Source organism: Mucisphaera sp. (assembly GCF_965279675.1).
In the GTDB taxonomy this organism is placed as follows: domain Bacteria; phylum Planctomycetota; class Phycisphaerae; order Phycisphaerales; family Phycisphaeraceae; genus Mucisphaera.
The window spans coordinates 1570556-1590830 of sequence record NZ_CBDIIJ010000002.1; the positions used below are offsets into that span (position 1 = coordinate 1570556).

General features: G+C 63.5%; 14 protein-coding genes and 1 tRNA gene. 7 read left to right on the forward strand and 8 right to left on the reverse strand.

Going from position 1 to position 20275, the window contains the following annotated elements; translation table 11 throughout:
* The first annotated feature begins 20 nt into the window (after nt 1–20).
* The 3 genes from ACQZAB_RS06865 to ACQZAB_RS06875 are packed head-to-tail and all read left to right on the forward strand — an operon-like array spanning nt 21 to nt 6378.
* A complete protein-coding gene (locus ACQZAB_RS06865) occupies nt 21–833 on the forward strand; it encodes a type II secretion system protein (protein WP_428388288.1) in 813 nt (270 codons plus the stop codon).
* A 42-nt stretch (nt 834–875) separates the two neighbouring features.
* Nucleotides 876–3173 (forward strand): hypothetical protein, encoded by a 2298-nt coding sequence (locus ACQZAB_RS06870; RefSeq protein WP_428388290.1) that lies wholly within the window; start codon nt 876–878, stop codon nt 3171–3173.
* 49 nt (nt 3174–3222) lie between these two features.
* Nucleotides 3223–6378, forward strand: a complete 3156-nt coding sequence (locus ACQZAB_RS06875; RefSeq protein WP_428388292.1) for a discoidin domain-containing protein — start codon at nt 3223–3225, stop codon at nt 6376–6378.
* 10 nt (nt 6379–6388) lie between these two features.
* Here ACQZAB_RS06875 and ACQZAB_RS06880 read toward each other — a convergent pair whose 3' ends face one another.
* Complete coding sequence (locus tag ACQZAB_RS06880) at nt 6389–7387, reverse strand: formylglycine-generating enzyme family protein (RefSeq protein WP_428388294.1); 999 nt, start codon at nt 7385–7387, stop codon at nt 6389–6391.
* Nucleotides 7388–7484: 97 nt separating this feature from the next.
* Here ACQZAB_RS06880 and ACQZAB_RS06885 point away from each other — a divergent pair, with 97 nt between their 5' ends.
* Nucleotides 7485–9188, forward strand: a complete 1704-nt coding sequence (locus tag ACQZAB_RS06885) for an FAD-dependent oxidoreductase (protein ID WP_428388296.1) — start codon at nt 7485–7487, stop codon at nt 9186–9188.
* A gap of 81 nt (nt 9189–9269) precedes the next feature.
* On the opposite strand, the gene ACQZAB_RS06890 is transcribed toward ACQZAB_RS06885, so the two are convergent.
* Nucleotides 9270–9343 (reverse strand) — tRNA-Pro (locus tag ACQZAB_RS06890).
* Nucleotides 9344–9434: 91 nt separating this feature from the next.
* Nucleotides 9435–10448, reverse strand: a complete 1014-nt coding sequence (locus ACQZAB_RS06895) for a phosphoribosylaminoimidazolesuccinocarboxamide synthase (RefSeq protein WP_428388297.1) — start codon at nt 10446–10448, stop codon at nt 9435–9437.
* 98 nt (nt 10449–10546) lie between these two features.
* Between ACQZAB_RS06895 and ACQZAB_RS06900 the strand changes: the two genes are divergently transcribed.
* Nucleotides 10547–11017 carry a MarR family winged helix-turn-helix transcriptional regulator gene (locus ACQZAB_RS06900; protein WP_428388299.1) on the forward strand — a complete coding sequence of 157 codons (471 nt, stop codon included), beginning with the start codon at nt 10547–10549 and terminating at the stop codon, nt 11015–11017.
* Between the two features lie 41 nt (nt 11018–11058).
* Here the strand turns inward: ACQZAB_RS06900 and mtnA are convergent, their stop codons facing one another.
* Nucleotides 11059–12072: an S-methyl-5-thioribose-1-phosphate isomerase gene (mtnA, locus tag ACQZAB_RS06905; RefSeq protein ID WP_428388301.1), complete on the reverse strand. Its 1014-nt coding sequence runs from the start codon at nt 12070–12072 to the stop codon at nt 11059–11061.
* A 20-nt stretch (nt 12073–12092) separates the two neighbouring features.
* The gene (locus ACQZAB_RS06910; protein WP_428388303.1) at nt 12093–12935 is read right to left on the reverse strand and encodes a lysostaphin resistance A-like protein; all 843 of its coding nucleotides are present in this window, start codon (nt 12933–12935) and stop codon (nt 12093–12095) included.
* Nucleotides 12936–13054: 119 nt separating this feature from the next.
* On the opposite strand from ACQZAB_RS06910, the gene ACQZAB_RS06915 reads away from it, so the two are divergent.
* Entirely contained in the window at nt 13055–16615 is a 3561-nt protein-coding gene (locus ACQZAB_RS06915; RefSeq protein ID WP_428388305.1) for an SNF2-related protein, read from the forward strand.
* A 156-nt stretch (nt 16616–16771) separates the two neighbouring features.
* Nucleotides 16772–17233, forward strand: coding sequence for an RNA recognition motif domain-containing protein (locus tag ACQZAB_RS06920; protein ID WP_428388308.1), 462 nt, complete (start codon nt 16772–16774; stop codon nt 17231–17233).
* Here ACQZAB_RS06920 and ribB read toward each other — a convergent pair.
* The 3 genes from ribB to trxA form a co-directional block, all read right to left on the reverse strand.
* Nucleotides 17230–18420: a 3,4-dihydroxy-2-butanone-4-phosphate synthase gene (gene ribB / locus ACQZAB_RS06925; protein WP_428388310.1), complete on the reverse strand. Its 1191-nt coding sequence runs from the start codon at nt 18418–18420 to the stop codon at nt 17230–17232. The genes ACQZAB_RS06920 and ribB overlap by 4 nt on opposite strands.
* A 9-nt stretch (nt 18421–18429) precedes the next feature.
* Nucleotides 18430–19662, reverse strand: a complete 1233-nt coding sequence (locus ACQZAB_RS06930; RefSeq protein WP_428388312.1) for a M16 family metallopeptidase — start codon at nt 19660–19662, stop codon at nt 18430–18432.
* 138 nt (nt 19663–19800) lie between these two features.
* Nucleotides 19801–20133, reverse strand: coding sequence for a thioredoxin (gene trxA / locus ACQZAB_RS06935; RefSeq protein ID WP_428388313.1), 333 nt, complete (start codon nt 20131–20133; stop codon nt 19801–19803).
* Nucleotides 20134–20275 lie beyond the last annotated feature (142 nt).

The window sequence follows — 20275 nt, forward strand, 5'->3', positions numbered from 1 at the left end:
TGTCCCAACGGAGACGCATGATGTGTAACCCCAAGGCTCGAACCCGCCGCGGCTTTACCCTGATCGAACTCCTCGTGGTGATCTCCATCATCGCCCTGCTGATCGGCATCCTCCTGCCAGCACTGGGTGCTGCGAGAAAAGCCGCTCAGGACATGACCTGTCTTACGAACGTGCGCCAGATCGCGTTTGCCGCCCAGCTCTACGCCTTTGATAACGATGACTTCCTGCCTCTGAGTCATGACTGGCAACTTGGAGCCGGTACCGCTACCACCTTCATCAGCTTCAACACGCAGGGCTTCCAGATTCCCATGCTTTATCAGTACGTGGGTAATCTCGAGGTCTTCAGATGTCCGTTATCCGAACAGACAGATAGCAACGCCGAACTCTTCAACGATGCGCCGAACCGAAACCCCATCTTCCTCGGAATGGGTAACTACGAAATCTATATTGAGGAAAGCGGCAAGTTCGATCGTGCTAATGGTACACCTGCCTATACCGACTACAAATTCAATGATAATTGGGCACTACCCACCATCGATGGCGAAGCGAAAGGTGTCTTGACATTCCGGTCAAGCACGCTGCCTTTACCTACATGGACAGTCATTGCCATGGACCTTGATACGCCGACACCTCAGGACCCAACGAAGGAAATCCTCCGACATGGTGGGGGAAGTGGCCTCAACATGAGCTTCCTCGACGGTCACTCGGAATATAAAGCCGTTGAGGAATTCAAACGCCCCACTGGAACCAATCTGCCCGTCCCACTCGATCCCAAAGGCAACGGCCCCTGGTTCCTCTGGGGGCATCCATTTGGCGATCAGGTCGCCAATTAATCCTCGCTTTTCCCCGCCTGTGGTTCATGCTGTGAGGACCCCATGGCTACCTCCCCAAACCGCTTAGCTCTGACTCTGGCCACCTGCCTCAGCCTTCCGCTGACGGCCGCCGCATCCAATGACCTCTCGGTGGTCCCCTTCTGGGACGCCGAGACCCGAGAGACCTTCACGAACCGCTTCGGCGGCAGCCCTCTGACCTTCAACACCAGCCTCGCTCGAACCACCGCCGTCCGCCAGGACGGCAACGCCGGCTACCGCATCGCCGCATCGGTTCCCCAGAACGGCTTCGGCTTCGTCCAGAACGCCCTCGCCGCCTACGGCTCCACGGGTGAGTTCGCCGCTAGCCGCGACATCTCCGGCTTCGAGTCCATCGACTTCTACCTCCGCAACGACTCCGGCGAAGCCTTTACCCTCGACTTCGAAATCAAGGACTACCGCGACGGCGGCGGCCACCTCGCCTCACGCCCCATCACCGTCCCCGCAGGCGGAGGCTGGCAGCCCTACAGCATCCCACTCGACCTCACCACGCCCGGCTGGAACCTCACCGGCATCCCCTCCGGCAGCGAGTCGGCGTTCCTCGACCGCGCCAAGTCCGTCGGCCTGGTGATCCGAGCCGATCAGGGCCGGGCCGTCACAGGCAGCATCTACGTCGACAGCATGAACTTCGTCGAGCCCGGCGGCTTTGTCGATGTCAACACCCTGCCCACCCGCGACCTCGCCGAGAGAGTCGCTAAACGACAATGGGACGGCCTCTGGGGCTCCCGCAACCGTGTCAACGGGCTCATCCCCACGCACTCAACCACCTCCGGCCACGGTGCCATCAACGCCACGGCCGGCGTCGTCACCATGCTCCCACGCGCTGTTGAGAACGGCTGGGTGGATCCCGCCGAGGCAGACGCCTACATCACCACCATCGTCCAGACCTTCAACACCATCATGGACAGCGCCGACCACGCGCCCGGCCGCTACTTCAACTGGACCACCCTCGCCAACGACCTCGTCGCCGAGGAAACCAACATCGATACGGCTTTTCTCTCCCTCGGCCTCCACCGCTACAAGCACCGTTCATCGACCCCGCAGCCGCTCCGTGATTCGATCGACACCCTCCAGAACCGTTTCGACTGGGACGCCTTCAGCGACACCGAAGGCAGCACCCGTGGCTGGAGCCTCGCCTACAACACCAGCACCAACCAGATGATCGAGGGCACCTACAACACCTACTCCGGCGAACCTTGGTTGATCTCGCTGGCCGCCCACCTCTCCGACGACAACCACGTCCCCATCACCGAGCAGTACCACTCGGCCATCTTCCGCACCAAAGCACACCTCGTCGATCCCGACCGAGAACACCTCGTCAGCACCTTCAGCCAGTTCCGCCCGCCCTTCACGCAGTGGTTGATGTCCCTCTTCGTCGATACCGGCGACCGGGGCAACGACACCTTCCCCGCACAGACGTTTGCCGGTAATCCTCAACGAAACGCCGAGCTCTACCAGCAGGAAGTGGCCGCCTACTTCGCCTCGATCGGCCGAGCCGAATTCCTTCAGCCCGATGCCGGGGCCGACACCACCGGCGCACCCTACGAACAGTTCAGCGCCTACAACAACTTCGGCATCCCGGACCTCTTCATGCCCTGGGCCGTCGGCTTCGCCTTCCTCGGCGACGAGTCCGCAGCCGATGCCGCCCTCCGCCACCACCTCATCAACGACCTCGAAGGCCCGCTTGGCCTCTCGGATTCGGCCCGCTGGACCACCGGTGCCAGCCAGCCCTCTCAAGTCCGAGCCTTTCACGACTTCTGGAACACCGCGCTCTCGACCATGGCGTTGTTCGAGTACCTCTACGACGACGCCTCAGACTTCGCCGACATCCCCGACATCGCCGAAGCCCTCGACAAGGTGTTCTACCCCCTGATACCCGGCGATTTCACCCGCGACCAACTCGTCAATGAAGATGACATCGATCGTCTCGCCGCCCAACTCGGCCTGACCATCGCCGAGTCCGCGTTGATGTACGACCTCGATGAGAACGGCTCCATCGATACAGCTGACCTCGACCTGCTCATCAGCACGCTGATCGATACCAGCCTCGGCGAAGGCACCGGCACGCTGCTTGGCGATATCGATCTCTCCGGCACGGTGGACCTCATCGACCTCTCCCTGCTCGCCACCTCCTTCGGCGACGCTGGCGGCTGGGCGCAGGGAGATACCAACGCCGATGGCCTAATCGATCTTATCGATCTCTCCAATCTCGCCATCAACTTCGGTCAGCAGATCACAGTGCCAGAACCTGCCGCTGCAACGCTGCTCGGACTAGCGCTGTTCGCACAGCGTCGCCGATCCTGAACCGACGCGTGCAGCCCGCTTCGCCTCATCCCTCCGGAGCCTCTTCGACATGACGCCATCTCGCTTGCTGATGCCCCTCCTGGCACTCTGCCTGTTCAGCATCGCCCCCGCCAGCGCCAAGCTGCTCTTCGACGGCAGCGATCGGCAGGCGTTCCAGCCCTTCCCCGCCGATGGCGTCCAGCAGACACTCGCGATCGAGACCGATGCCAACGGCAACCGGGAACTCCGCATCGACTTCAACTTTGCCGCAGGCGCCGGCTACGCCATCTCCCGGATGACCTTCGACCAGCCTCTCGAACTCCCCGAACACTTTGTCCTCAGCTTCGATATCCGGGGCGACAGCCCGCTCAACACCCTAGAAGTCAAGCTCATCGATCCATCCATGGAAAACGTCTGGTGGGTCAACCGCCGCGACTTCTCCTTTCCCCAGCAAACCGAAACCCTACGACTCAAACGTCGCCACTTCGTCTTCGCCTGGGGACCGGCCGGCGGCGAGAAGATCCACGAAGCCCTCGGCGCCCTCGAGATCGTCGTCACCGCTTCGCAAGGCGGGGCCGGCAGCGTATGGATCGACAACGTCCGCCTCGAACCCACCGCCCCCCCGGCCACCGGCCCCATCGAAGTCGCCCTCCGCAGCACCTCCGCCTCAGGCAGCGCCTTCCGGATGATGACGGCCATCGCCGACACGCAAGCCATCGGCCTGAGCACCACACCCGGCGACGTGCACACCATCGATATCGACCTCGGCGAACCACGGGAATTCTCCGGCCTGTTGATCGGCTGGAATGACCGCTTCCCCACCGCCTACCGCCTGGATAGCTCGCGCGACGGTCAGCACTGGCACACACTCACGCAACCCAAGGCCGGAAACGGCGGCATCGACGCCATGCTCGCCCCGGAGCACGAAGCCCGCTACCTCCGCCTGACCACCACCCAGACCGCCAACGCCAAAGGCCTCGATCTCCGCAGCCTGAGCTTCATACCGATCGAGAGCATCGATCCCGCCAACGACCTGCTGATGGCCTACGCCCAGCAGCAGCCCCGCGGCCACTGGCCCATGGTCTTCGAGCAACGCCAGGTCTTCTGGAACGTCATCGGCAACCCCGCCAGCTCCTACGAATCACTCATCAGCGAGCACGGCGTCCTCGAACTCAGCAAAGGCGGCTTCACCGTCGAGCCCTTCCTCCGCGTCAATGACGACCTGCTCACCTGGGCCGAAGCCCGGCACGAGCAGTTTCTCGAGCGTGGCGACCTGCCCATCAGCCGTGTGCTCCGCCAACACGACAACATCGACCTCGAAGTCCTCCCGCTCGCCGAAACCCTCGCCTCCGGTGCCGAGGTCGTCATCACCCGCTACATGCTCCGCAACACTTCGGACACACCGATCGACGCCGAACTGGCCCTCGCCGTCCGCCCCATCCAGGTCCTCCCGCCCTGGCAGCGACTGAATCTCGTTGGCGGCTACACGCCCATCCACGCCATCGCCGTGGTCGACAACCACACAGCCCTCCGCGTCAACGACGAGACCATCGTGCGCATGATCGAGACGCCAGACGAGACAGCCGCCGGTGATTTCTCGATGGGTGAAGTCGCCGAATGGATCGCCGCTGGCCAACTCCCCGGCACCAAAGTCGCTCACGACGAACAAGGGCTCGCCTCCGGCGTCTTCACCATCACCTGCACCCTGCAGCCGGGCGAAGCAGCCTCGGTCCACCTCGTTACACCACTCGGCGCGCCCGAAACCATGCCCGAGGCAGCGGCTGTCCAGCAAGCCCTCAACGAACGCAACTTCGAGCAACGCCTCACCGACCGCGCCGACGCCTGGGACCGCCAACTCGGCAAAGACTTCTTCCATGTCGATCACGCCTCGGCCCGCAACATGCTCCGCAGCCTCCGCGCCCAGGTCGGTTACATCCTCATCAACATGGATGGCGTCCGCATCCAACCCGGCTCACGAACCTACGAACGCTCCTGGATCCGCGACGGCGCCCTCACCGGCAAAGCCCTGGTCAATCTAGGGCAGGCCGAGGCCGTCCAACGCTACTTCGACTGGTACGCGCCCTACCAGTACGACAACGGCAAGGTGCCCTGCGTCGTCGATCACCGCGGACCCGATCCCGTCGACGAGCACGACTCCACCGGGCAGCTCATCTACCTCGCCCGCCTCCTGCTCGACCACACCCACAACGAAGCCAAAGCCCGCGAGCACTACGAGACCATCCGCAAGGGTGTGGTCTACATGGAAGACCTCCGCAACCAACGCCTTACCGATGAATACGTCGGCACCGCCTACGAGGGCCTGGTCCCCGAGTCGATCAGCCACGAGGGCTACTCCGAGAAACCGATGCACGCCTACTGGGACAACACCTTCGTCGTCCGCGGATTCATGGACGCCGCCGCCATCGCCGCACGGCTCGGCCACGAGGAAGACGCCGCCCACTTCGCCTGGCTGACCGCCGAACACCGAGACGCCATGATGCGCTCCATCGAGATGGCCGCCGCCGAGCAGAACGTCAACTTCATCCCGGGTTGCGTCGAGCTGGGCGACTTCGATCCACCCTCCACCGCCGTCGCCGTCTCCATTGGCGGGCTCGTCCATCACCTGTCCAAAGAGCTCATGGACGCCACTTTTGAACGCTACTGGCAGGACTTCGCGCTCCGCACCTCCGACGACCGCAACTGGTTCGACTACACCCCCTACGAACTCCGCGTCATGGCCACCATGATTCGACTGGGACACCGCCAGCGAGCTCACGCCATGTACGACTGGCTCGCGCAGGACCAGCACCCCTCCGGCTGGCTCCACTGGGCCGAGATCGCCTACCGCGACGACCGAACCCCACGTTTCATAGGCGACATGCCCCACACCTGGGTCGGCGCCGGCTTCGTCAACGCCGTCCGCGGCATGTTCGTCTGGGAAGACGAAGAACGAGGCGAACTCCTACTCGGCCTGGGCATCAAGACCGAATGGCTCGACGGCCGCGGCGTCCGCGTCGTCGACGCACCCACCCGCTACGGACCGATGAGCTACCAGCTATACCGACGTGGCGAGCACCTCTACCTCTCCGCCTCAGGCGAAGCCTTCCCCCCCAACGGCTTCCGCCTCATCCTGCCCGACTTCAACGGTACCGGCGAAGAAATGGAAATCACCTTCGATCAGGTCCCCTACGAAGCATTGATCCCGATCGGTAACACCGTCCCCTGACAGACGTCAGCTACTCAGCCAGATCCGCCACACATCGAAACCCCGCATTGGTCGATGCCGAATCGGGCGTGTTGCCCATCCGCGCCGCCAGCCGGTAACGGTTGCAGTAACTCACATGGCAGAGATACGACCCACCCTTCTGTAGCCGACGATCACCCTCCGCGGGGCCCTTCGGATTCACCCTCGTCTCCTCCCGCTCCTCGGCATGCCACGTCGCGCTGAAATAGTCGTGACACCATTCCCACACATTCCCCGAGCAGTTGTAAAGCCCCCAGCCATTCGACTCGAAAGCATCCGCCGGACAAGTGCCCCGATAACCATCCGCACCCGCATCCCGATCCGGGAACGCCCCTTGCCAGACATTGCAGACGTGCCGATTCTGCGGTTCCAACTCATCACCCCAGGGAAACACACGCCCCTCATGCCCGCCCCGCGCCGCATACTCCCACTCCGCCTCCGTCGGCAGACGCTTCCCCGCCCAGCGTGCATAAGCCATCGCGTCGTTCCAACTCACGTGTACCACCGGATGATCCAACAGCCCCTTCAGATCGCTCCGCTCACCCAGCGGCCGCCGCCAACTCGCGCCCGGCACCGCCAGCCACCAGTCCAACCCCACCACGGCCCGCGTTGCCGCCAGCTTCTCCGCATACTTCTTCGCCAGATGCCCCCTGAACACAAACGACCACCCGATCCGCTCAGAATCAGTCTGATACCCGGTCGCTTCAACAAACGCCCGAAACGCCTCATTGGTCACCGTCGTCGCATCGATCCAGAAACTATCCACCCGCACACGCCGGACCGGCCCCTCGCCATCGTTCGGGAACATCCTGTCCCGCTCATTGCCCATCAGGAAGTCCCCCGCAGGAATCCGAACCATCCCCGCGAGACTCGCCGGCTCATCACGACCCTTGCTCGCCCGGTCGATACCCAGCGACACCCGCTCGCCACCACCGGTTGTGGACGGGCTGCAGCAGGGAGACGGAGCACCTGAATCGGATGGATCACGCATGGTCAAGCTTCCTGCATACAGCCTAGCGATTCCCGGCCGGAGATCGTCAGAATCGGTCTATCATGCACAGATCACCCGTACGACCCGGAGCTGTTCGATGTCGATTTCAAACTGGACAGCCGCCGATGACATGGCCGACCTGTCAGACCCGGCCATCTTCCCCGTGGTGCCCCGTCATCTCATCGACCTTATCGCCGAGCGCGCCACCTGCCAGACCTTCCAGCCCGGGGATGTCCTTTTCGAGCAGGGCCTCAAACACGCACCCTTCTTCGTGATCGAAACCGGCAGGGTGGTCTTCTTCGACCGGAATCGACCCGAAACCAACACCTACTTCTCCACCGTCAACGATGGCATGTTCATCGGCGACATCTCGATGTTCACCGGTGCCCCCACCATCGCCGAATGCCGGGCTTACGAGCCCACTCGCGTGCTCAAACTGACGAGCGGTCAACTCCGCGACCTTGTCCGTGAGAACAGCGAAGCCGGTGACCTGATCCTCCGCACCTTCATGGCCCGCCGTTCATGGCTCGAAGGCCACGGGTACGGACAGATCCAACTCCTCGGGCCCGCATCCTGCCCCAGCACCTACGGCTTCCGCGATTTCCTCGGCCGCAACCAGATCCCCTTCGTCTGGCGTGATCCCGAAAGCCAGCCCGAAGCCAAGGCCGTCGTCGACAACCTCTCGGTCGCCAAAACCGACTTCCCGGTACTCATCAACAAGGGCCAGGTGCACCGCAGCCCCGGACTGAAAGACGTGGCCCGCTGCATCGGCCTTCTGCCAGAACTCGACGACTGCATCTACGACCTCGTCATCGTCGGAGCCGGACCCGGCGGCCTCGCCGCAGCCGTCTACGGCGCCAGCGAAGGCCTCAAGACACTCGTCCTCGAAGCCTCCGCGCCGGGCGGGCAGGCCGGCACATCCAGCAAGATCGAAAACTACCTCGGCTTCACCACAGGCATCAGCGGACAGGAACTCGCCAGACAGGCCGTCCTCCAGGCCCGCAAATTCGGAGCCACGCTATGCAGCCCCGTCAGCGTCGCATCGATCGTCTGCGAAGGCGATTACAAAACCCTGACCCTCGACGATGGCCAGCAGGTCAAGGCCCACGCCGTGGTGCTGGCCATGGGTGCCCGCTACCGCAGACTCACCGCAGAGAACTGTGATCGACTGGAAGGTGTCGGCCTCTACTACGCCGCCGGCCACCTCGAAGCCGTCCACTGCGCCGAGCGTCCCGTAACCGTCGTCGGTGGCGGCAACTCGGCCGGCCAGGCCGCCGTCTTCCTCAGCAAGCACGCCAGCAAGGTCTCCCTCGTCATCCGCAGGGCTGACCTCAGAGCCACCATGTCCGAGTATCTCATCCGAAGAATCGAACGCGAAAGCAACATCGAACTCGTCACCGAAACCGAAGTCACAGCCCTGCAAGGCGACGCTCACCTCGAATCACTCGAACTCACCTCTCACGACCAGACGACCACCATCGATTGCGCGGCCCTCTTCGTCATGATCGGCGCAGAACCCAAGACCGACTGGCTCACCGATTGCTGCGGGCTCGACGACCACGGCTTCATCCTCACAGGCCTCGAAGCCACCCACCACAAGGATTTCAACCATCACTGGAAACGCCACGGACAAGCGCCCGACCGATCACCCTTCTACCTCGAAACCACACGACCCGGCATCTTCGCCATAGGCGACGCCCGCAGCGGCTCTATCAAACGCGTTGCCACCTCCGTCGGCGAAGGCTCGATGTCCATCCCCTTCGTCCACCAGACCCTCGCCGAAGTCGGAGCCACAGCCTGAGCCAACCACTCCCACAGAAATGAATCAATGAAACTGTCCAGTGAATCAGCAAGGCCAGATGTCAGCTGCATTCATCACAAATCGGGGTGACAGGATTTGAACCTACGACCTCTTCGTCCCGAACGAAGCGCTCTACCAAGCTGAGCTACACCCCGTAGCCGATCTTCCGATCGCTCGAACGCGACAGCATACCCGCTCCAGCACCCCGCCACAAAACCCAATCCCGCCACCCCGCAACACCTCGACTCAGCCCGTAAGCCGCTGATAGACCTCACGATACCGCTCCGCCGTCCGCGTCAGCACCTCCGCCGGCAGCCGAGGGCCGGGATGGCTTTTGTCCCACGACCCATCGTCCACCATCGCCTGCAAAGCGTTTCTCACGATCTGCTTGTCAAAGCTCGCCGGCTCCACGCCAGGCGTATGACCCTCCGCCGGCCAGTACCGCGAGCTGTCAGGCGTCGCCACCTCATCAATCAGAATCGGCTCCGCCTCCCGGTCCACCACGCCCGCCTCATTCACCGGCAGCCCGAACTCCAGCTTCGTATCCGCCAGCAGCAACCCGCGCTCCGCCGCGTGATCGCGCACAAACGCATAGATCGCCAGCGTCTTCTCACGCATCCACGTCGCCAACCGCTCACCCACCCGCTCCACCGCCTCCTCAAAACCGATGTTCTCGTCGTGTCCCGTCTCCGCTTTCGTTGCAGGCGTGAAGATCGGCTCCGGCAACCGATCGCCCAGCCGCAGACCCTCCGGAAGCTTCACCCCGCAAATCGTGCCATCCACTCGGTAACTCTGCCACCCCGAGCCCGCGAGATACCCCCGCGCCACGCACTCGATCGGGATCGTCTCGCAGGGCCGACCCAGCATCACACGCCCCCGCAGCTTCTGGATAACCGTTGGGCTCAACCCCTCAACCTCCGCCGGATCGGTCGACCAGAGATGATGCTCAGGCGCATCCTTCAACTCAGTCGACAGCCTCTCCAGCCAGAACTTCGTCAGACCCGTCAAAATCGCCCCGCGCCCCGGCACCGGGTCAGGCAGCACCACATCAAACGCCGACAGCCGATCCGTCGCCACCAGCATCACCGCCGGCCGACCATCCTTGAGCCGCACCCGATAGATATCCCGCACCTTTCCCCGCCGCTCAGGCGTCAGACCAATCTCAGGGTCAAGCGGGGGCAGGGGGGGGGCAGAAGCCTCCGCATAACCGGACCCGGAACCGCCCGCGCGACCGTCTTCCTGCGATGCTTGCTTCACCATACCCACAGCATAAACCCAACCAGCCCGCCGAAATAAAGCTGTTGCAACAATGGTTGTGACGATAGCCTGAAAGCAGAACCCGCAAGGACCCCGCCGCCATGCCGCGCCTCCAGAAAGAACTCGGCAAAAAGAAGGCCTTCACCTGCCCCACGCAGGAAGCCTATCTCAACATCGTCCGCACCCACCACGAACTCTCCGAGGCCTTCACCAAGCTGTTCAAGTCCTACGGCCTCTCCGAGTCCGCCTACAACGTCCTCCGCATCCTCCGCGGGCACCATCCCCAGCCCGTCCCCAGCCAGGAGATCTGTGGGCAACTCGTGGTCCGCGTCCCCGACGTCACACGCCTGGTCGATCGCCTCGTCACCCAGGGCCTCGCCGACCGCCAACGCACCGAGGAAGACCGCCGCCTCGTCCTCGTCTCCATCACCCGACAGGGCCTCGACCTGCTCAAACGACTCGACGCCCCCCTCACAGACCTCCATAACAAACAGCTCGGCCGCCTCTCCGAAACCGAACTCAACCGCCTCAGCCGACTCCTCGAAAAAGCCCGCGCTGGCTGCAACGATTAACGATCACACTCGCATCGAAACCGATCCGAGCCAGTGGCTAATCAAGCCAGGTGCGCCCGCACGTTCGCCTCAGTCACCGGGCTGATGACCCCACGGTCCGTCACAATCGCCGTGATCAACTCAGCCGGCGTGATGTCAAAAGCCGGGTTGAACACCGCCACACCCTCCGGCGCCGTCCGCCTGCCCATCCCCTCCGTCACCTCCTCCGCCGCCCGTTGCTCGATCGGGATGTCCGCGCCCGACGCCGTCGCCAGATCAAAAGTTGTGACCGGTGCCGCCACAATAAAAGACAACCCGTGATGCTTCGCCAACGCCGCCAGCGCACAAGTCCCCACCTTGTTCGCCGTATCCCCATTCGCCGCGATCCGATCCGCCCCCACAATCGCCGCATCCACAGCGCCGCTACGCAGCACCTCACCCGCCGCCCCATCACAAGCCAGCCGCACATCGATCCCCGCCTGCCCCAACTCAAACGCCGTCAGACGCGCCCCCTGAAGCAACGGCCGCGTCTCATCCGCAAACACCGTCACCTTCCGCCCAAGCTCCTGCCCAACATAAGCCGGTGCCACCGCCGTCCCGATCCCACCCGTCGCCAGCTTCCCCGTGTTGCAATGCGTGATCAGCCGCACCTCCCCACCCTCACCCCGCCCCGCCAGCCGATCGATCAGCGCCAGCCCGTGCTCCCCAATCCGGCGACACATCGCCTGATCCTCCTCGTCGATCCGCTTCGCCTCCGCCAGCACCCGCTCCACATCCACCTCCCCCAGCCCAGCGATCCGATCCAACGCCCAGAACAGATTCACCGCCGTCGGACGCGAGGTCCGCAGATGAGCAATCGCCTCAGCCAACCGCCCGCTCTGCGCCCCAAGCACACAGCCGTAAGCCGCCGAGATCCCGATCGCCGGAGCCCCACGCACCGACAACCGCTTAATCGCATCCCAAACCGACTGCACATCCCGGCAGTCCAGATAGCTCGTCTCACTCGGCAGCTTCGTCTGATCCAGCAACCGCAGATGCCCACCCGATGCATCACCAACCCATTCAATCGTCTTCATCATTCAACTCCTGCTTCAGACTACGCAGCACCCGCCACCCGACCACCCCCATAAAGCACAAAGGCCATCGCCACATTCAAGGCATTGAAAAACACATGCGCAACAACCGCCACCCACAACCGACCGGTCCGAGCATACAGCCAGCCGAAGATCACACCGAGCACCACCAGCCCCGGCAGTCCATACCACGACACCGCCCCGATATGAATCACCCCAAACAACACCGAAGTCAGAACGATCGATCCCCACACACGCCACACACGATGCCCAAGAAGATCTTGGATCGACCGCTGAATCACCCCCCGAAACACCACCTCCTCCAACACCGGTGCCAACACCAGCGCCGACACCAACCGAAGCACCAGCGCCGCCGGCTCTTCGAAATCAACCATCCGCTGCAACGCCTCATGCGCGATCGCCGGCGGCGGATAGCCCGCCAGCGTCCCCAACCCCGCCACCACCGCAGACGTCCCCATCCCGAGCGTCACCGTGAGCACACAACCCGACCCAAGGATCCAACCGATCCGAGATTCCGGCGCCAGTTCCACTTTCTCGCCACGCACCATCAACAGCCACGCGTATACAGACGCCACACCCAGACCCGCCAGCTGACCCCCAAGCGTCGCCGCCGCCAGCGTCACCTCCCCCGATGAACGATCGATCGCCAGACGCCCCAGCACCACGCCGTACACCGTCGAGCCGCCCAGCACCAGAAAAATCGACGCCAGCCCGTCGATCGCCACAATCGGCGACCTCCGACTCGGCAACTGCCCGCTCGGCCCGATCACGCCCGATCGATACAACCAGACCAGTGAAACCAGCCAGCACGCCAGCAGCAGCATGTTCAGAACCTGCTCAATCACCCCGTCAGCATACGTCCAGCAGACTTTCTCTGATCCCGAGATTGCCCGACTTAACGCTAGCGGATACGCTTGTTCCTCTTATATCTGGCCCGACGCGTTGTTCGATGGGGTGAATAAATATGTCTTTGGTGACGTCGTGGTCGCCCTTCTTTCAGAGTGATGAACGCGTCCGTGGACGCTCGTTGCAACAGGCCGGAGCCGTCAAGCGCCTCCCACCGGAGGCCGAAGGCGAACTCGTGCGCTTCTCCGTCGAAGATGGCGAGACCCACATCGTCATCATCCGCCAGGAAGGGCGCGCCGCCTACGCCGAGTGCGACTGCGAAATCTTCGACAACGGCCTCTTCTGCCGGCACATCTGGGCAGGACTCGTCGATCTCCAGGCCAACCCCTCGATCCCCGGCACCGCCGAACTCTCACGCCAGCTCTTCAAGCTGAGCGTCCGCCCCCCCCGCGCCCGCAAACGCCCCGAGCAGGCACGCCCCCAGACCCGCTCCGAGCCCGAATGGTCCGGACGCCTCACGCTCCTCCGTCCCGGCTCTATGGAACGCATCGAGCCCGACGTCGAAGACCTCCTCGCCCCGCGACGCATCCAGTATGTTGTCCGCGTCGACCTCTGCCACCGACACCACCAGCTCGTCATCGAACTCCGCCAGCAAACCCCCATCGCCCGCGGCTGGAGCCGACCCCGCGCACTACGCCTCGGTGCCTCCACCCTCGCAGGCCTCACCGAAACCACCGACCGCGAAATCGCCACACTCCTAGTCGGTGCATCCGTGATGACCGACGCCGAAGAGACCTCCATCGGCCGCTCCGATCGCTCCGGCTCCCTGTTCGCTCTCCCCCGCGTCGCCGCCGAACGACTCCTCCGCCAGATCACTCTCACCGGCAGGGCGGTGCTCCTCACCGACCCCGACACCGGCAGCGAAGAACCCCTCGCCTGGGACGACAACGGCCCCTGGCACCTCAGCGCCGTCGGCCGCTGGGACGACACCCGGGAAAACCTCCGCTTCGGCACCGAGCTCCGCCGCGGCACCTCCCGCGTCCCCATCCACAAACCGAGCCTCCTCCTCACAGGACCCGGTGGCGTCGTCGTTGTCAACGGTAAAGCCGCCCCCTTCGACGACGCCGGTGCCGGACGCTGGGCCGGACAGTTCCGCGACCACGATCCCATCGACGATGGCGACCGCTCCCTCACCATCCCCAAAACCGATATCGATCGCTTCCTCGACCGCCTCTACCGACTCCCACAGATCCCAGATCTCGACCTCCCCGAAGGCGTCGGCCGATCCGTAGCCCGCATCAGCCCCAAACCACGACTCGAGATTCTCTCCGCAGCCGATAGCTCCGCAGGCAACGGCTCATCCACACGCCAGCAGCTACTGGCCCGCCTCTCGTTCGACTACGGGAGCGCCCGCATCGACTGGGGTACACCCGGCACCTATGTCACCCCGCCCGATCCCGAGCACCAGGAAGACGCCCCGCCCACTCCAGAAGACGGTCAGTCTCAGCCCGAAGCGCTTGCCGCCGAAACCACCACCGAAACGGCCGTCAAGGAACCCCAGCAGGACCTCATCCTCCGAGACCGCTCCGCCGAACGCGCCGCCGCCGAACACCTAGGACGCCTCGGACTCCGCTCCTCGGGCAACGCCGAGTCAGGGCAGCCCGTCCTCGTCATCCGCCAGCGGGATGTCCTCGGCGTCGTCTCAGACCTTATCGCCCGCGGATGGGAAGTCCTCGCCGAAGACGGCGCCGTCCGCCGACCCGCCGACCCCCGCCTCTCCGTACGTTCCGGCATCGACTGGTTCGAGCTCCGAGGCGACGTCACCTACACCACCGACGAAGGCGAGACCGTCACCGTCGAACTCCCCAAAATCATCGAAGCCGTCCGCGCCGGTCGCAACCTCATCCGACTCGACGACGGCTCCACCGGCCTCCTGCCCGAAGAATGGCTCGCCGACCGCGGGCTCCTCACCGCCCTCGGCAAAGCCCATGGCGACCACCTCCGCTTCGGCGCCTCCCAGGCCGCACTCCTCGACACCATGCTCTCCACCAAAGAAGGCATCGAGACCGACGAAGCCTTCGACACCTTCAGCAAAGCCCTCGCTCAGAGCGCCAACGTCGAACCCCTCGACCCCGACCCCACCTTCCAGGGCAAGCTCCGCACCTACCAGAAAACCGGACTCGGCTGGCTCCGCTTCCTCCGTCAACTCCGCCTTGGCGGGATTCTCGCCGACGACATGGGCCTCGGTAAGACCATCCAGGTCCTCGCCATGCTCCAGGCACGCATCCACCACGGCACCGATGAGCCCTCCCTCGATCCCAACACACCCGAAGGCACCAAACTCGGCCAACCCGCACTCATCGTTGCGCCACGATCCGTCGTCTACAACTGGCTCGACGAGGCCGAGCACTTCACCCCCGAGCTCCGCGTCCTCGGCTACACCGGCCCCGACCGCGCCAACGACCTCAGGCAACTCGACCAGTACGACCTCGTCGTCACCTCCTACGGCCTGCTCCGCCGCGACATCGAAGAGCTCTCGCAGGTCGAGTTCGACTACGCCATCCTCGACGAAGCCCAGGCCATCAAAAACCCCATGTCCCAGGTCGCCCGCGCCAGTCGGCTGATCCAGGCCCGCCACCGACTCGCCCTCACCGGCACGCCCATCGAGAACCACCTCGGCGACCTCTGGTCCATCTTCGAATACCTCAACCCCGGCATGCTTGGCGTTTCCAGCAAATTCAGCGACCTGGTCAAGGCCTCCAGCAACCGCTCTGCCATGACCACCAACGCCAGCGAGGCACCGCCGCCCAACGAAGTCATCGAGGCCGAAGCCGACGACGAGGACGACAGCGTCCCCGCACTCCAGCAGCTCGCCAAAGCCCTCCGGCCCATGATCCTCCGCCGCACCAAGGACCAGGTCCTCAAAGACCTCCCACCCAAAACCGAACAGACCATCCTTTGCGAGATGGACCCCGACCAGCGCAAGGTCTACGACCAGATGCGCGATCACTACCGCGGCCAGCTCCTCACCCAGCTCGACGCCGCCGGCGCCGCCTCCACCGACCGCGTCATGCGCCACTCGTCGGTCATGGTCCTCGAAGCCCTGCTCCGGCTCAGGCAGGCCGCCTGCCACCCCGCCCTTATCTCACCCGAACACCAGACCGTTTCCTCGGCCAAACTCGATGCCCTCATGGAGATGATGGAAGACCTCATCGAAGAAGGACACAAGGTCCTCATCTTCAGCCAGTTCACGTCCATGCTCGCCCTGGTCCGCCAACGCTTCGAGAAGCTCAACATCCCCCTCTGCTACCTCGACGGCCAGACCCGCAACCGCAAGGAAGAAGTCGAACGCTTCCAGAACTCGCCTAAAATCCCCGCCTTCCTCATCAGCCTCAAGGCCGGTGGCGTCGGCCTCAACCTCACCGCCGCCGGCTATGTCTTCATCCTCGACCCCTGGTGGAACCCCGCCGCCGAGGCCCAGGCCATCGACCGAACCCACCGAATCGGCCAGACCAAGCCCGTCTTTGCCTACCGGATGATTTGCGAAGGCACCGTCGAGCAACGCATCCAGCAGCTCCAGAAACGCAAAAAACGCCTCGCAGAGGCCGTGGTCGACACCCAGGGCGACGAAGGCCTCTCCGAACTCTCCCGCGAAGACCTCGAAATGCTCCTCAGTTAACCCCTTCTGGAACGAATCCCCTTGAATTCAGGCCAATCTGGGGCTACCGTTCCAAGTTGGGAAGACGGGTTTCCGGATCAGTGAATCTTCACACATCCGCCCCCCGACACGCCTCGCCGGCCTGCCACCTGAACCACTCAGAAAGAAGTGATTGACGTGAACATCTACGTCGGAAATCTGCCTTACGACACCACCGAGCAGCAGCTCGTCGATGCCTTCAAAATCTATGGCGTCGTCGATCGAGCCACCCTCGTCTTCGACCGTGAAACCGGCCGACCCCGCGGGTTCGGCTTCGTCGAGATGCCCAACGATTCCGAGGGACGTGAAGCCATCGAGAAGATGGCCGGCAACGACTTCCACGGCCGCCCTCTCACCGTCAACGAGGCTCGACCCCGCGCCGCAGGCGCCAATACCAGCCGACAGGACGACCTCCGCGAAGACCGCCCAGCCGCCTCCGAGACCGAACCCGCCGTCACCAGCCGGGGCTACACCAACACCGTGCTGTCACGGAAACAGGAAGCCGAGGTCGAGGAAGACGAGGAACAGGTCGAAGTCGCCGACGAAGCCGCCCCCAAAGACGCACCCTCCGGCTACACCAACATCCGACGCGACGACTAATCCGCCGCCTCACCCAGAAGCGGCACAAACCCCTCGATCGTCAAGCCAAAACCGCTTAGCGCCGTCGGCGTAAACGGATGGTCCGTTAGCAGCCGCAGCCGCCGCACACCCAGATTCCGCAGAATCTGCGAGCCGATCCCGTAGTCCTGCTTCCTCGCAGGCGGCTTCATCCCGGGATCCGACTGACTGCTCATCAACCGCACCCGCTCATCACCCGGCCCGCCCGTCTCACGCAGCGTCTGCAGCCGCTTGAGAAGCCCCGAACCCATCCCCTCGTGCCGCAGGTAGACCACCGCGCCGCAGTCCTCCGCCTGGATCTGCCGCATCGCCAGCCGCAGCGCATCTCCCGAAGGCCGGGCCAGATCGCCAAACACATCACCCAGCAGGTTCTGGCTGTGCATCCGCACCAGCACCGGACGATCGATATCAATCGGCAACCCATCCGCATCCAGCCGCCCCACATCCCCCTTCACCAAAGCCACATGAGGCATCGGGTCCACCTGTGATTCAAAAGCAATCAGCCGAAACGGCCCCTCACTCGTCTCAATCTCCGCCTCATCCACCCGCTCCACCAGCAGCTCACGCGACAGCCGATGCTCGATCACATCCGCCACCGTGCACATCTTCAGCCCCTGCTCCTCGCACAACGCCTCAAGGTCCGGCCGCCGGGCCATCGTCCCGTCTTCCTTCATCACCTCGATGATCACCGCCGCCTCCTCCAGACCCGCCAGGCGACAAAGATCCACCGACCCCTCCGTCTGACCAGCCCGCACCAGCGTCCCGCCCACACGAGCCCGAAGCGGCTGAACATGACCCGGCCGCGCAAGGTCGTCCGGCCGCGTCCCGGGATCAGCCAGCAGCTTGATCGTCGTCGCCCGATCCTGAGCGCTCACCCCCGTCGTCACCCCGAACCGCTCATGCGCATCCACCGACACCGTGTAAGCCGTGCTCCGCGAAGCCGTGCTGTGCGCCGTCTGCGGATCCAGCCGCAACCGCTCGCACAGCCCGTCGCTCATCGCCACGCACATCATCCCCGCCGCCCGCCGAAGCATGAAACTCACCACCTCAGGCGTGATGAACTGCGCTGCGATCACCAGATCCCCCTCGTTCTCCCGATGCTCATCATCGGCAAGAACAATCATCCGACCCGCCCGCAACTCATCCAGAATCTCTGCAATCGTGTGCATCTGCTTCTTCTATTTCTGACCAGGAGTCAACCGCACCCACGCCCGTGGCTCAATACTGAATGCCTCCAGCAGCGACAGCACATCCGCCTTCGTCACCGCCATCAGACGCTCCAGTTCATCCCGCGCCGCACTGTAACTGCCCATCGTCAGCCAACGAGAACCGATCGCGTGCATCCGCCCACTCGGCCGCTCTGCCTGCAACGTCGCCGAGGTCGCCAGCTTGTTCTTCGCCCGCGTCAGCTCATCCTCATCCAGCCCCTCTGCCGCTCGCCGAAGCGTATCAAGAAGAATCGACTCAACCCGATCCGAATCACCAGGCGGGCAACTCGCATAAGCCATGAACACCCCGCCATCCGTATGCGGGTCATAAGACAGATCCGCATCCTCCGCCAAACCCGGATCAACCAACGCCCAGAACAGCCGCGACCCCTCTCCATCACCCACGATGTCCGCCAGAATCTTCGCCGCATACCGACGCTCGTCCTGAAGGCTCGGCGCCGGACACACAAACGCCGTGTAATGCCTCGCCGCCTTCTCGTCCGCCAGCGTCTCCGGCTCACCCACCGCCGCATCCGGCCTCGCCGCCACCCGCCCGTTCGCACCCCGAGCTTCCCAGTGCGCCGTCAGCGCAGCCACACGCTCCACCACGTGCTGATGGTCCACTTTCCCCGCCGCCGCCACCACCACCTGATCACTCGCATACCGCGTCTCGAAATATCCCCGCATCGCCTCAGCCGTCAATCCCGAAACCGTCTCACCCGTCCCCAGCACCCGATACCCCATCGGATGATTCCCGTAATAACGCTCCAGCAACGCGTGATGCAGCCGCCAGTCCGGACGATCGTCATACATCCCGATCTCTTCAAGGATGACCTTCTTCTCCATCTCAAAATCATCCTCACGAAGCGCCGGCCGCAGCATGTCCGCAAACAAAGCCGTCACCTCATCCAGATGCTCAGGCAGCACATGCGCGTAATACACCGTCTGTTCGTGAGACGTATAAGCGTTGTAGTTCGCCCCCAACTCATCAAACCCACGGTTCACATCCTCCGCCGTGCGTGTCGCCGTCCCCTTGAACATCATGTGCTCAAGGAAATGCGAAACCCCCATCTGCTCCGCCGTCTCATCCCGCGCCCCGGCACGCACAAAAAAACCAATCGCCGAGGTATACGCCGAAGGCCACCGCTCTGTCACCACCTGCAGCCCGTGATCCAACCGCGTCTGCTCAAATCGAATCGACATCAAAACCTCCTGAAGAACCCATGAGCTTACCGCCACTCACCCCCACGATCCGCCCGCCAACGACCATCCAGGAAAAAAACACCCGCTTCAGGCCTGAGCCTCAAGCGGGTGCTCGTTGTCTCGATTCAGCCAACAGCCTCAGCCAGCCACCTTATCCAGCTCTTCAGCGAACACTGGCTTCTGCTGCAGACCCACGAACTTCTTCACCACCTCACCCTTGTGGAACAGCATCACCGTCGGGATCGACTGAATGTTGTACTTCACCGCCGTATCGCGGTTGCTGTCCGTATCCACCTTGCCAACCTTTACCTTGCCCTGATAGTCAGCCGCCAATTCATCGATGGTCGGCGCGAGCATCCGGCAGGGCTGGCACCACTCCGCCCAAAAATCCACGAGCACAGGTGTCTCGCTGTTGATCACTTCACTGTCAAAGTTCGAATCAGTCAGTTCCAGCACGGCATCACTGGCCATAGTTCCATTCCTTCTTCTGGTAGCACTCCGGGAAACATCCACAGGGCGACAAAATCCAAGCAATGCCACGATCCTAGGCCATGGCTTCCGCTTCTGCCATCCCGGCGACACGCCGAGGGGCATCCCGTAGTACCTCCAAACC